The 12,214-nt window shown below is 71.7% G+C and carries 12 protein-coding genes; 8 read left to right on the top strand and 4 right to left on the bottom strand.

The genetic code is table 11. The features are described 5' to 3' along the window. Window positions 1–44: 44 nt before the first annotated feature. Together ASG80_RS21105 and ASG80_RS21100 are read left to right on the top strand one after the other, a co-directional pair. Complete coding sequence (locus tag ASG80_RS21105) at window positions 45–1,631, top strand: beta-N-acetylhexosaminidase (protein ID WP_056734468.1); 1,587 nt, start codon at window positions 45–47, stop codon at window positions 1,629–1,631. 105 nt (window positions 1,632–1,736) lie between these two features. After that, window positions 1,737–2,126 (top strand): VOC family protein, encoded by a 390-nt coding sequence (locus ASG80_RS21100; protein ID WP_056734464.1) that lies wholly within the window; start codon window positions 1,737–1,739, stop codon window positions 2,124–2,126. Window positions 2,127–2,175: 49 nt separating this feature from the next. Here ASG80_RS21100 and ASG80_RS21095 read toward each other — a convergent pair whose 3' ends face one another. From ASG80_RS21095 to ASG80_RS21080, 4 genes are all read right to left on the bottom strand, one after another. Beyond that, window positions 2,176–2,775, bottom strand: coding sequence for a hypothetical protein (locus ASG80_RS21095; protein ID WP_156402002.1), 600 nt, complete (start codon window positions 2,773–2,775; stop codon window positions 2,176–2,178). A gap of 115 nt (window positions 2,776–2,890) precedes the next feature. Beyond that, window positions 2,891–3,799 (bottom strand): carbohydrate ABC transporter permease, encoded by a 909-nt coding sequence (locus ASG80_RS21090; protein WP_235508436.1) that lies wholly within the window; start codon window positions 3,797–3,799, stop codon window positions 2,891–2,893. Window positions 3,800–3,802: 3 nt separating this feature from the next. Further along, window positions 3,803–4,777 (bottom strand): carbohydrate ABC transporter permease, encoded by a 975-nt coding sequence (locus ASG80_RS21085; protein WP_056734459.1) that lies wholly within the window; start codon window positions 4,775–4,777, stop codon window positions 3,803–3,805. 55 nt (window positions 4,778–4,832) lie between these two features. Next, window positions 4,833–6,080, bottom strand: coding sequence for an extracellular solute-binding protein (locus ASG80_RS21080; protein ID WP_056734457.1), 1,248 nt, complete (start codon window positions 6,078–6,080; stop codon window positions 4,833–4,835). A gap of 414 nt (window positions 6,081–6,494) precedes the next feature. Here ASG80_RS21080 and ASG80_RS21075 point away from each other — a divergent pair, with 414 nt between their 5' ends. Genes ASG80_RS21075 through nagA form a run of 6 tightly spaced genes read left to right on the top strand, consistent with a single transcriptional unit; the run spans window position 6,495 to window position 12,148 of the window. Then, the gene (locus tag ASG80_RS21075; protein WP_200952656.1) at window positions 6,495–7,364 is read left to right on the top strand and encodes an SIS domain-containing protein; all 870 of its coding nucleotides are present in this window, start codon (window positions 6,495–6,497) and stop codon (window positions 7,362–7,364) included. A 5-nt stretch (window positions 7,365–7,369) separates the two neighbouring features. Continuing rightward, window positions 7,370–8,401 carry an ROK family protein gene (locus tag ASG80_RS21070; RefSeq protein ID WP_235508435.1) on the top strand — a complete coding sequence of 344 codons (1,032 nt, stop codon included), beginning with the start codon at window positions 7,370–7,372 and terminating at the stop codon, window positions 8,399–8,401. Continuing rightward, on the top strand, window positions 8,398–9,360 hold the full coding sequence (locus ASG80_RS21065) for a 1-phosphofructokinase family hexose kinase (protein ID WP_056734454.1): 963 nt from the start codon (window positions 8,398–8,400) through the stop codon (window positions 9,358–9,360). The genes ASG80_RS21070 and ASG80_RS21065 overlap by 4 nt, the downstream gene beginning before the upstream one ends. Next, window positions 9,357–10,208 (top strand): class II fructose-bisphosphate aldolase, encoded by an 852-nt coding sequence (locus tag ASG80_RS21060; protein ID WP_056734453.1) that lies wholly within the window; start codon window positions 9,357–9,359, stop codon window positions 10,206–10,208. Before ASG80_RS21065 ends, ASG80_RS21060 begins: the two co-directional genes overlap by 4 nt. Further along, a complete protein-coding gene (locus ASG80_RS21055; protein ID WP_056734451.1) occupies window positions 10,205–10,990 on the top strand; it encodes a DeoR/GlpR family DNA-binding transcription regulator in 786 nt (261 codons plus the stop codon). Before ASG80_RS21060 ends, ASG80_RS21055 begins: the two co-directional genes overlap by 4 nt. Further along, complete coding sequence (nagA, locus tag ASG80_RS21050; RefSeq protein ID WP_056734449.1) at window positions 10,991–12,148, top strand: N-acetylglucosamine-6-phosphate deacetylase; 1,158 nt, start codon at window positions 10,991–10,993, stop codon at window positions 12,146–12,148. It abuts the gene before it with no gap. Window positions 12,149–12,214: the final 66 nt, after the last annotated feature.

The following is a 12,214-nucleotide window of genomic DNA, read 5'->3' as shown; positions in this document are numbered from 1 at the left end:
TGTTTGTTAGGATTCCTGCCTTACTCGCGATCGCGGCGGCCATCATGACCGTGGCGAGCGCCTGCACGTCACCCGACGAGAACGGAGACGCCGTGACCGGCATCATCCCCGCCCCCATCTCGTACGAGCCGCGCGACGCGGCCCCGTTCCGGCTCACCGCCGAATCCCGGCTGGTCGTCGCGGGCTCCGGGGCGGCCGGGGTCGCCGAGACGTTCGCCGAACAGGCGCGGCGGGCCACGGGCTTCGAGCTCCCCGTGGTCGAGGGCATGCCCGCGGCATCCGACGTCTCGCTCGTCGTCGCAGACGGCGAGGCGCCCGACGGCGCCGCAGAGGGCTACACGCTCGAGTCCGGCGCCGACGGAGTGCGCATCGCGGCCGATGCCGCCGCCGGCCTGTTCCGTGGCACGCAGACGCTGCGCCAGCTCCTTCCCGCCGCGATCGAGCAGACGGATGCCGCGCCGGCGCCCGAGGGCGGATGGACCGTGCCCGCGGCATCCGTCGCCGACGCCCCGCGGTTCGCCTACCGCGGCACGATGCTCGACGTGGCGCGCCACTTCTTCCCGGTGGAGGACGTGCTCGCGTACGTCGACGAGATCGCGTCGATGAAACTCAACGTGCTGCACCTGCACCTCACCGACGACCAGGGCTGGCGCATCGAGATCGAGTCGTGGCCCGAGCTCACCGGCATCGGCGCGGCGACCTCCGTGGGCGGCGACGGCGGCGGGTTCTACACGAAGGACGACTACCGGCGCATCGTCGAGTACGCGGCCGAACGGTTCATCACCGTCGTGCCCGAGCTCGACCTGCCCGGGCACACGAACGCGGCGCTCAGCGCCTACCCCGAGCTGAACTGCGACGGCGTCGCCCCCACGCCGTACGAGGGCACCGAGGTCGGGTTCTCGTCGCTGTGCGCCTCCCCCGACCGAGCCGAGGCCACCGACCGGTTCCTGGCGGAGGTCACGCGCGAGGTCGCCGAGCTCACGCCCGGCCCGTGGCTGCATCTCGGCGGCGACGAGTCGCTCTCGACGTCGCAGGCCGACTACCTCGACCTCGTGCGCCGCATCGCAGCCGCGGGCGCGGCGACCGGCAAGACCGTGATCGGCTGGCACGAGATGGGTGCATCCCGCGAGCTGCCGGCCGGCACGGTCGGGCAGTACTGGAGCTTCGTCGAGCCGAAGGGCACCGCGGCCGAGCTCACCCGTTCGTTCGTGGAGCAGGGCGGACGGGTGATCATGTCTCCCGCCGACGTCGCCTATCTCGACATGAAGTACGTCGACGACCCGCAGGGCCCGCTCGGCGGGCGGCTCGGCCTCGACTGGGCGAAGGGACCGACGACGCTCGACGAGGCCTACCTCTGGGAGCCGACGTCGATCGTTCCCGGGGTCGGCGAGGCCGAGGTCCTCGGCGTCGAGGCGCCGCTGTGGACCGAGACGCTCGGTTCGCTCGCGGAGGTGGAGTTCATGGCGTTCCCGCGCCTGGCGGCCGTCGCCGAGATCGGCTGGTCGCCTGCGGCCCCCGATGGCCGGCGCGACACGGACGACTTCTTCGGCCGGGTCGCCGCGCTCGGTGAGCACTGGGATGCCGGGGGCACCGTGTACTACCCCGTGCGTGGGGTGCCCTGGCGCGAGTAGTGCAGGGCGTCTGTCGCACCCTTTCGGCTCCCCGACGTGCGGACTATGCTCCCGAGCGGCACGGGTGCACGGATGCCCCGGTGCCGCAGGCGAGAGGGGGCCACGATGTCCGGAGTGGTGCATTTCGAGATCCCGGCCGATGACCAGGGACGAGCACGGGAGTTCTACGGAGCCGCCTTCGATTGGCGGCTCGACGTCACGCCCGAGCAGCAGTACACGAACGTGACGACGACGCCCGTCGACGAGGCGACGCATGCGCCGCTCGAACCCGGTGCGATCAACGGCGGCATGTTCGAACGCACGGAGGCCCTGTCGCATCCGATCATCACGGTCGACGTCGACGACATCGACACCGCACTCGAGCGGATCACCTCGCTCGGCGGTGCCGTCGTGCAGGCGAAGACCGCGATCCCCGGCATGGGGTACTTCGGCTACTTCCGCGACACCGAGGGCAACGTCCTCGGGCTCTGGACGACGGCGCCCGACGCCGCCTGAGCGCGCGCGGCCGAGGTGGCGGATGGCGCGGCATCCGTCACCGCGGCCGTCAGAAATTGAGCTGATTCACGGTGCCCATGGCGTCCTCCGTATAAAGGGAGGCGCTGGTGCCGAAACCGTCCAGGGTCGCGACCCAGAAGTCTTCGTACAGCGCGTGAGTCTCGGTGTGCGGGAACTCGCCACCCGACTCCATGCTGTAGTACTCGCCGACCGCGCTGGTCTGGGCGAAACCCGCGGCGAGCAGAGCGGCCGCCACCGCCTCGCGGTCAGCATCCGAGACGATCGTGACGGAAGTCGAGAGACCTCGCTCGCTCCCGGGCAACACCCAGGTGCAGCTCACGCTCTCGTTGGCCTCGATCATTGCCTGGAGCGACGGATCGGAGGCTCCGTAGCCTTCCGCACCGCTCGTGTCGCCGAGCGGCTCGAGTCCTTCGGCCGTGAGCGCCGCCTCGGTCGATTCCGGGAAGAGGTCTTCGCAAGTGGTGGGGAGCACCAGTTCCTCCGGCGTGGCTGGGCTCTCGCTCGCAGCTGGCGTGGACGGATTCGGACTGGGCGTGGGGCTAGACTCGCCCGGCGCTGAAGGAGCGCAGCCGCTGAGCAGCAGGAGCGCAGCGAAGGTGGAGATGATGACGTGTCGCGGGCGAGCCATGGCCGATCCCTTCGGCGAGATGTTATCGCTCGACGGCGGCAGCTGCCAGTGGCTCGCGGCGAAATGCGCGCGTCGGCGCGAGAGAGCGGATGCCGCGGCATCCGCCACCTGGACGCTACTTGACGCTGCCCGCCGTGAGGCCGCCGACGAGCCGCTTCTCGATGATCATGAAGAGCACGACCACGGGGATGATCGCCACGATCGAGATGCCGAACACGTAGTGCCATGAGGTCTCGTACTGGCCCACGAACTTCGTGAGCGCTACGGAGAGCGGCTGGTTGCCCGCCGTCGAGAGGATCACGAGCGACGCCGCGAACTCGTTCCAGCACGCCACGAACGTGAACACGATCGCCGTGACGATGCCGGGCCACACGAGCGGCAGCTGGATGCGGAACAGCACGGTCAGGCGCCCGGCGCCGTCGATCTGGGCGGCCTCGTCGATCTCCTTCGGCACGCCCGCGAAGAACGAGTGCATGATCCACACCGCGAACGACAGGTTGAACGCCGCGTTGATGAAGATCATCGCCGCCCAGGTGTCGATCAAGCCGAGCGACACGAACTGCCGGAAGAGGCCAGAGGTGAGCACGGCCGGCTGGAGCATCTGCGTGACGATCACGAGGAAGAGGAACACGTAGCGCCCGGGGAACCGGAACCGGGCCGTGTAGTACGCCGCGGGCATGGCGACGCCGAGCACGAGCACGGTCGCGAACACCGAGATGACGATGGTCGAGATGAGGTTCTGCGGCAGCGGCGTCTCGGGGGTCGACCACATGGTGATGTAGTTCTCCCAGTGCCACTCCGTGGGGAGGTACGTGGGGTCGACCGAACGGATCTGCGACTTCGTCTTGACCGAGCCGAAGAACATGATCGTGTACGGGAGGATGAACACGGCGAGCACGATGAATCCGGCGAGCATGCGCAGCAGCACACGGCCGATGGGCACCTGGTCCTCGGTGTAGCGGCGCTTCCGAGCGGATGCCGCGGGCGGGGCGATCGTCTCGAATGCCGGAGCGGTGACGGCCACGGGTCAGACCTCCTGCATGGGCTTGACGACCTTCACGTACACCGCGACGATCACGATGACGATGAGGAACGCGACGACCGACAGCGCGCTCGCGACGTCGACCTTGTGCTGGTTCTGGATGTACTTGAAGATCAGCGTCATGATCGTGTCGGCGTCGTAGCCGGGTATCGATCCGGTCATGACCTTCAGGATCGGCAGCGAGTTGAACACGTTGATGATGTTGATGAGCACGGCCACGCTCAGCGCGCCGCGGAGCTGCGGGAGCACGACGCCGGTGTAGGTGCGCACGGGGCCGGCGCCGTCCATCTTGGCCGCCTCGAGCACGTCGCCCGGGATGGTCGAAAGGCCGGCGAGGATCGTGTACGTCGTGAACGGCAGCGACACGAACACCGCGACGACGATCGACCAGGCGAACGCCGTGTCGGGGTTGCGCGTCCACCCGTAGCCCTCGGGCGTATCGACCAGTCCGATGTCGACGAGGAACTTGTTGATGATGCCGAAGTACGGTTCGAGGCCGTAGTACACGACCATGGTGGTCATGACGACGGATGCCGCCCACGGGATGATCACCGCGAGGCGTACGATCCGACGTCCGGGGAACGCCTTGTTGAGGATCTGCGCGAGCCCGAGCGAGATCACGACGGTCGCGGCCACGACCACCACGACCCACACGATCGTGCGCACGAAGATCGGCCAGAAGTAGGGGAACGTGAACACCTCGACGTAGTTGTCGAGGCCGACCGAGCCGTGGTCGACGCCCGACATGGAGATGTCGCGGGTCGAGTTGAAGAACATGACGCCCGCCGGGAAGAGCACGACGCCGAGGATGAGGAGGAGAGCCGGTCCGATCCACGGGAGGGACGCCGCGAGATCGCGCCTGCCCGGCTTCCGTCCCGTGCCCGGTGGGGCCCCGCCGGGGCGGGGGCGGCCGCTGGCCGCCCCCGCTCGGGTCGGTGACGTGTCGGTCGTGGTGCTCATGATGCGATGGTCACCGATCCCTCCGGTGGTGCGTTCGTTGCGGATGTCGCGAGGGTCAGCTCGCGTCGACCTGCGCCTGGATCTCGGTCAGGACGTCCTGGGCGGGCTTCGTCTGGATCTGGCCGAAGAGCGCCTTGAACGCGGCATCCGTCGCCGACCACTGCGGGTTGGTGCTCGGGTAGAACTGCGCGTCGGGCAGCACCTCGAGGAACGGCGCGAGCGCCTCCTCGCCGCCGAGCGCCTCGGCGCCCGACTTCGTCACCGGCAGGAAGCCCTCGGCCTCGACCCACGGCACGTAGACGTCGGACGTGTAGTAGTAGTCGAGGAACTTCGTGATCGCGTCCTGCTTGTCGCCGTCGTTCTGGAAGGCCATGAGCTGGTCCATGACGCCGAGGGTGAACGGGTTGCCGTCCTGCGTGGGGATGGGCACGATCGAGTAGTCGAGCTCGGGGTTGTTCTCCTCGATCTGGCCGACGGTCGGCGGGAGGCCGACCTGCATGCCGATCTTGCCCTGGATGAAGATCTCCATGAGCGGCGAGCGGTCGGTGGAGCCCGGGTCGGCCTGGGTGGCGCCCGCGTCGATCATCTTCTTGATCTGGTCGGCACCGGGCAGGTTCGCCGGGTCGTCGACGGTGATCTCGGTCGCGTCGCCGAACGTGCCGCCGCCGCCCCAGAGCCACACGGCCGCCTCGGCCTGCGCCTCCTCCGAGCCGAGCGGCATGCCGTAGCCGGCGATGCCGCCGCCGAGCGCGGAGATCTTGGTCGCCGCGTCGAGCAGCTCGTCCCAGGTGGTGGGCGCCGCCGCGACGCCGGCCTGCTCGAGCAGGGCGTTGTTGACGAACAGCGCTCGCGCCGACGCGATGAGCGGCAGCGCGTACGCCGTGCCGTCGACCTCGGCGTTGGCGAGGAACGACTCCTGGAAGTCGCTGTAGGTCTCGGCCGACACGACCTCTTCAGCCGGGTAGAGGAGCCCGTCGGCCGCGAAGCCGGCGAACGGACCGCCGTTGTAGATGTCGGGCGCCTCACCGCCCTGGACCTTCGTGGCGATGACGCTCTCGAGGTTGTCCCACGACTGCACCTCGAGGTTCACGGTGATGTCGGGGTTCTCCTCCTCGAAGCCCGCGATGACGTCCTCCCAGAGTCCCTGGGTGGCGTCGGAGTAGCTCGGGACGAGCAGGTCCAGCGTGGTGGCGCCTTCGGCGTCGCCCTCGCCTGAACCGCCGCCGAAGCCGCAGGACGCGAGTGTCAGCGATGCCGCGGCGGCGACCGCGACCGCGGCGCTGAGACGCAGTGACTTCTTCATTGTGCTTCCTCACTCTGGTGGATGGGGCACCTGACGCAACTGAGCCTCGCGCGACGGTGCGGACGTCGGAAGTCATCCATCTCGAGCGGGTCGAAATGATGGTTCCTGACTGTTTCGCCGATCAATCGATCAAGTCCGTTCAATCGACTCGGGGAAATCTATGACGGATGCATCTCGCCCGTCAAGGCTGAACACACGATTGTTACCAGATTTTGTTCAGATCCCTCACAAACCGGAGAACGATCGTCGATCTCCCGATTTCAATCGTTCAGGTGATCGATAGACACCAAGAACGGTCATCTGCAATCATTGAGTCGTCATGCCGCCGTGTCTCGTCGCGTGCGGACCTCTCACCCACCTGGAGCACCGAACGTGAGCGAACCGCAGAGCCCCGCAATCACCCCCGCAGCGCACATGGCGGCGGAACTCGCCACTCAGCCCGAGACCTGGGCTCGGGCCGTGACACTGCGCGCCGAGCAGGCGCTGCTGCCGGAGCGAGGGGCCCGCATCGCGGTCGTCGGCTGCGGCACCTCGTGGTTCATCGCGCAGTCGTACGCGTGGCTCCGCGAGACGGAAGGCCACGGCGAGACCGACGCGTACGCGGCATCCGAGGCCCTCCTCGACCGCGGCTACGACGCCGTCGTCGCGCTGACCCGCTCGGGCACGACGACCGAGGTGCTCGAGCTCGTGGACCGCCTGCGCGGTCGGGTGCGCACCGTCGGCGTCATCGGCGATGCCGAGTCGCCCCTCGTCGGCCTCGTCGACGAGGCCGTGACCCTGCCGTTCGCCGACGAGCGCTCGGTCGTGCAGACCCGATTCGCCACGACGGCGCTCGCGCTCTTCCGCGCCTCGCTCGGCGAGGACCTCGACGGAGCGATCGCCGACGCCGAGCGCGCGGTGGCCGAGGAGCTCGACCCGGCGCTCGTGGACGCCGAGCAGTTCACCTTCCTCGGCCGCGGCTGGACGGTGGGCCTCGCCCACGAGGCCGCACTCAAGATGCGCGAGGCGTCGCAGTCGTGGACCGAGGCCTACCCCGCGATGGAGTACCGGCACGGCCCGATCTCGATCGCCGCGCCCGGGCGCGTGACCTGGCAGTTCGGCGAGTCGCCGGCAGGCCTGGCGGGCGAGGTCGCCGCGACCGGCGCCCGGTTCGAAGCCGGCACGCTCGACCCCATGGCCGAGCTCGTGCGGGCCCAGCGCGTCGCGCTCGAGCGGGCCCGGGCGAAGGGCCTCGACCCCGACTCGCCGCGCAACCTGAGCCGCTCGGTCATCCTCGAGGGTTGAGTCCCGTGCCATCGACCCCGGATGCCCGGCCGGCGCCGCTCGGCGCCGGCCCGGCGGTGCTCGCGTTCGACGTCGGCGGCACCGACACGAAGTCCGCGCTCGTCGACCGCGACGGCCGCGTGCTGGGGCTGCGCCGCACGCCCACCCCGACGGGCGGCGACGACCCCGCGGGCGACGTCGTCGACGCTCTCGCCGCGCTCGCCCGCGAGCATCGCGCCGAGCATCCCGACGTGCGGCCGGTCGCGGTCGGCGTGAGCGTGCCCGGGCTCGTCGACGAGGCTGCAGGGGTCGGCATCTTCGCCTCGAACCTCGGCTGGCGGGAGGCTCCCATCCGCGACCTCGCCGCACGCGCCCTCGGCCTGCCCGTCGCGTTCGGGCACGACGTGCGCGCTGCCGGCGACGCCGAGCACCGCCTCGGCGCCGCGCGCGGCTACGGCGACGTCGTCGTGCTCGCGGTCGGCACGGGCATCGCCGGCGCGCTCGTGCTCGGCGGGCATCCCTACGCCGGCGGCGGGTACGCGGGCGAGCTCGGTCACGCGCTGAGCGATCCCGATGGCGAGCCCTGCGCGTGCGGCGCGCGCGGATGCCTCGAGACCATCGCCTCGGCGGGCGCGATCGCGCGACGCTACACCGCGGCATCCGGCATCGCGGTGCCCGGCGCCCGGGAGGTGCTCGCCGCCGCGCAGGCGGGCGACGCCGCCGCCCGACGCGTCTGGGACGACGCGGTCCGCGCGCTCGCGGAGGCGCTCGCCCGACTCGTCGCCACCGTCGCGCCCGAGGCGGTCGTGATCGGCGGCGGACTCGCACAGGCGGGTCCGGCCCTCTTCGAGCCGCTCGCCGCTCGACTCGACGCGCTCCTCAGCTTCCATCGCCGACCCGCGCTCCTGCAGGCGCGCCTGGGCGACGACGCGGGCCTGCTCGGCACGGCGCTCGCCGCGCGCGACGTGGCCCCGGTTGCGGCGGGAGCGGCCCCCGCGTCGGCCGCGGCGGCCGCCGCGCGCTCCGCAGGCGCGACGGCGACGGAGCCGGCGCCGTGATCCTCACCGTCACCCCGAACCCGGCGCTCGACCTGACCTGGCACGTCGAGAGCTTGACGCCGGGTGCGACGCACCGTGTGCCGATCGGCGCGACCCGCGCGGGGGGCAAGGGGCTGAACGTCGCGCGCGTGCTGCACGCGACGGGGCACGACGTGCTCGCGCTCGCGACCGCGGGCGGCGACACCGGCGACGAGTTCCGCGCCGAGCTCGAGGCATCCGGCGTCCAGCACCGCCTCGTCGCGACGGCGGCCGCCACCCGCCGCAGCGTCGCGATCGTCGACGACGCGAGCGGCGAGGCCACGGTGCTCAACGAGCTCGGCGCCCCGCTCGCACCCGCCGAGGCGACCGCCCTCGCCGAGACGGCGGTGCAGCTCGGCGGCGCCGCCCGCGCGGTCGCGCTCTGCGGCAGCCTGCCGCCCGGGTTCGGCCCCGACGAGCTCGGCGGGCTGGTCGACCGGCTCGTGGGCGCCGGCGTCCCGGTGGTGGTCGACACGAGCGGCCCGGGCATCCTCGCGGCCGCCCGGTCGGGCGCCCACGCCCTGAAGCCGAATCGCGAGGAGTTGGCGGCCGCCACCGGGCTCGCCGATCCCGTGGACGGGGCCAGGGCGCTCGTCACGCTCGGCGCACGCCTCGTGGTCGTCTCGCTCGGCGCCGACGGGCTCGTGGTGGTCGGTGCCGGCGGCGCTCCCGTGGGCGCCCGGCTGCCGCGCCCGCTGCACGGCAACGCCACCGGCGCAGGCGACGCGGCCGTCGCCGCCATCGCGTCCGCCCTCGCCACCGGCCACGACCTCTGGTCTCCCGCGGATGCCGCCGCGCATGCCCGTGCGGAGCTCGCACGCCGCGCCACCGCCTGGTCGGCGAGCGCCGTGCTCATGCCGCTCGCGGGTGAGCTCGCACCCGACCACACCGCGCTCGCGGACGAGGTGGTCATCACCACGATCGACGAGGAACGCCGATGACCCTCACACCCACCCGAGCGATCCTCGACGACGCCCGCGCCGCCGGGCGCGGCGTCGGCGCGTTCAACGTCGTGCACCTCGAGACGGCCGAGGCCCTCGCCGGCGCCGCCGAAGACGCCGGGCTGCCCGTGATCCTCCAGGTGTCCGAGAACTGCGTGCGCTACCACGGCGCGTTCGAACCCATCGCCCTCGCCACGCTCGCGGTGGCGGCCGCTTCGACCGCGCCCGTCGCGGTGCACCTCGACCACGCCGAGGACCCCGAGCTGGCGTTCCGCGCCATCGACCACGGCTTCGGCTCGGTCATGTACGACGGCGCGAAGCTCGACTTCGCCGATAACGTGGCGACGACCCGTCGTGTGGTCGAGCGCGCGGATGCCGCGGGCGTGCTCGTCGAGGCCGAGCTCGGGGAGATCGGCGGCAAGGACGGCGCCCACGCGCCAGGCGTGCGCACCGACCCCGACGAGGCCGCGCGATTCGTCGCGGAGACGGGCGTCGGCGCCCTCGCCGTCGCGGTGGGCTCGTCGCACGCGATGACCGAGCGGGTCGCGGCGATCGACCTCGAGCTCGTCGCCCGCCTCGCGCGCGCCGTGCCCGTGCCGCTCGTGCTGCACGGCTCGTCGGGCGTGCCCGACGACGCGATCGTGCGGGGCATCCGCTCGGGCCTGACCAAGATCAACGTGTCGACCCACCTGAACGGGGCGTTCACGAGCGCCGTGCGCCAGCATCTCGCCCTGCATCCGGCGGCCGTAGACTCGCGCACGTACGTCGCGGCGGGCCGTACCGCCGTGCGATCGGAGGCCGCGCGCCTGCTCACCCTGTTCGCCTCGACGACCAAGGAGACCGGATGAACCGCGCCGAACGCCTGAGCGCCGTGCTCGACCTGCTCGCCGAGGGCGGGCAGATCGAGGTCGACCAGATCGTCGACCGCCTCGACGTGTCCCCCGCCACTGCTCGGCGCGACCTCGACGCGCTCGCGGATCAGCAGCTGCTCACGCGGACTCGGGGCGGTGCGGTCGCCCACTCGGTGGCGTACGACCTGCCCATCCGGTACAAGAACCAGCAGAACCCCGCCGCCAAGGCCGCGATCGCGCAGGCGGCCAGCGCGCTCGTGCCGCGCGGCGCCGTGATCGGGCTGTGCGGCGGCACGACCGCGACCGCGATCGCCGACGCGCTCATGTCGCGAGCCGACATCATGGAGCCGTCGCCTGAGCCGAGCCTGACGGTCGTGACGAATGCGATCAACATCGCGATGCAGCTCGCCATGCGCCCGCAGATCAAGACCGTGGTCACGGGCGGCGTCGTGCACGCGCGCTCCTACGAGCTCGTGGGCGCCTACGCCGACACGGTGCTCGGCAGCATCACGCTCGACATCGCCTTCATCGGGGTGAACGGGGTGGATCCCGAGGTGGGCGCGACCTCGCATGACGAGCGCGAAGCGGCCGTGAACGCCCTGATGGCCTCGCGGGCGACGCACGCCGTGCTTGTGGCCGATGCCTCGAAGATCGACAAGCGCGCGTTCGCGGCGATCGGCCACCGCCGCCTGTTCTCCACCATCATCACCGACAGTGGGGCGACGCCCGACCAGCGCCAGCGCCTCACGGACGGCGGCTACGACGTTATCGTTGCGTAGGTGAGCACCCCCACCACCGTCATCCACTCCGCCCGCCTCGTGAGCGGGCACGACACCGTCACCGACGCGTGGGTTCGCTTCGACGGCGACCGCGTGACCCTGCGGGGCCTTGGCGACGCATGGCGCGACGGGCTGCCGGCGGAGGCGTCGGTGACGGATGCCGCGGGCCGCACGCTCGTGCCCGGCTTCATCGACCTGCACTGCCACGGTGCGGGCGGCGCGTCCGCGGAGGAGGGCGCGGAGGCGATCGAGCGGGTCCTCGCCGTGCATACCGCGCACGGCACCACCCGCACGGTGCTCTCGCTCGTGACCGCACCTGTGGAGAGGCTGGCGGAGCAGCTCGGCGTGATCGCGAGCGTCGCGGCATCCGACCCGCGGGTGCTCGGCGCCCACCTCGAGGGGCCGTTCCTCGACCACGAGTTCCGCGGCGCGCACGACCCGCTCGAGCTGCGGCCGGCCGACGCGACATCCGTCGAGCGACTGCTCGACGCGTCCGAGGGGATGCTGCGGCAGATCACGCTCGCACCCGAGCGCCCCGGCGCGACCGAGGCGATCGCACGGTTCGTCGACGCGGGCGTGGCCGTCGCGGTCGGGCACACCGGCGCGGACTTCGAGACCGCGCTCGCGGCGTTCGGCGCCGGGGCGTCGATCCTCACGCATGCCTTCAACGGCATGCGCGGCATCCACCACCGTGCGCCGGGCCCGGTCGTCGCAGCGATGCATGCCGACCACGTGACGCTCGAGATCATCAACGACGGCGTGCACGTGCATCCCGACGTGGTGCGGCTCGCCTTCGCGGGCGCCCACGGTCGTGTCGCGCTCGTGACCGATGCCATGGCGGCGGCGGGCGCAGCCGACGGCGCCTACCGGCTCGGCGCCCTCGAGGTGGTCGTCGAGGGCGGTGTCGCACGGCTGCTCGAGGGCGGCTCGATCGCAGGGTCGACCCTCACGCAGGACGCCGCGCTGCGCCGGGCGGTGGTCGACTCCGGCATCCCGCTCGACGAGGCCCTCGGCGCACTCACCGTCGCGCCCGCCGCGGCGATCGGTCGCGCGCACGACCTCGGCAGGCTCGACCCCGGCTACGCGGCGGACGCCGTGCTGCTCACGCCCGACCTCGCGGTCGAGGCCGTGTGGGGCGGGGGCGTGCGGCTCGCCTGACATGCACGTCCCGTGCGGGGCTCGGAGGCGTGTTCCCCATCGCCTCCGAAGCCCCGCCCGGTCGAC

Source organism: Agromyces sp. Soil535, assembly GCF_001428255.1.
Classification (GTDB): domain Bacteria; phylum Actinomycetota; class Actinomycetes; order Actinomycetales; family Microbacteriaceae; genus Agromyces.
The sequence above is the reverse complement of the archived record's forward strand: the minus strand, read 5'-3'. Positions and strand labels throughout refer to the sequence as shown.

Excerpts from the sequence above, each read along its gene's own strand:
- ASG80_RS21075 (WP_200952656.1), top strand. The coding sequence starts at position 6,495 with ATGGCGGCGGAACTCGCCACTCAGCCCGAGACCTGGGCTCGGGCCGTG.
- ASG80_RS21080 (WP_056734457.1), bottom strand. The coding sequence starts at position 6,080 with ATGAAGAAGTCACTGCGTCTCAGCGCCGCGGTCGCGGTCGCCGCCGCG.
- ASG80_RS21085 (WP_056734459.1), bottom strand. The coding sequence starts at position 4,777 with ATGAGCACCACGACCGACACGTCACCGACCCGAGCGGGGGCGGCCAGC.
- ASG80_RS21055 (WP_056734451.1), top strand. The coding sequence starts at position 10,205 with ATGAACCGCGCCGAACGCCTGAGCGCCGTGCTCGACCTGCTCGCCGAG.
- ASG80_RS21095 (WP_156402002.1), bottom strand. The coding sequence starts at position 2,775 with ATGGCTCGCCCGCGACACGTCATCATCTCCACCTTCGCTGCGCTCCTG.
- ASG80_RS21060 (WP_056734453.1), top strand. The coding sequence starts at position 9,357 with ATGACCCTCACACCCACCCGAGCGATCCTCGACGACGCCCGCGCCGCC.
- ASG80_RS21105 (WP_056734468.1), top strand. The coding sequence starts at position 45 with ATGACCGTGGCGAGCGCCTGCACGTCACCCGACGAGAACGGAGACGCC.
- ASG80_RS21100 (WP_056734464.1), top strand. The coding sequence starts at position 1,737 with ATGTCCGGAGTGGTGCATTTCGAGATCCCGGCCGATGACCAGGGACGA.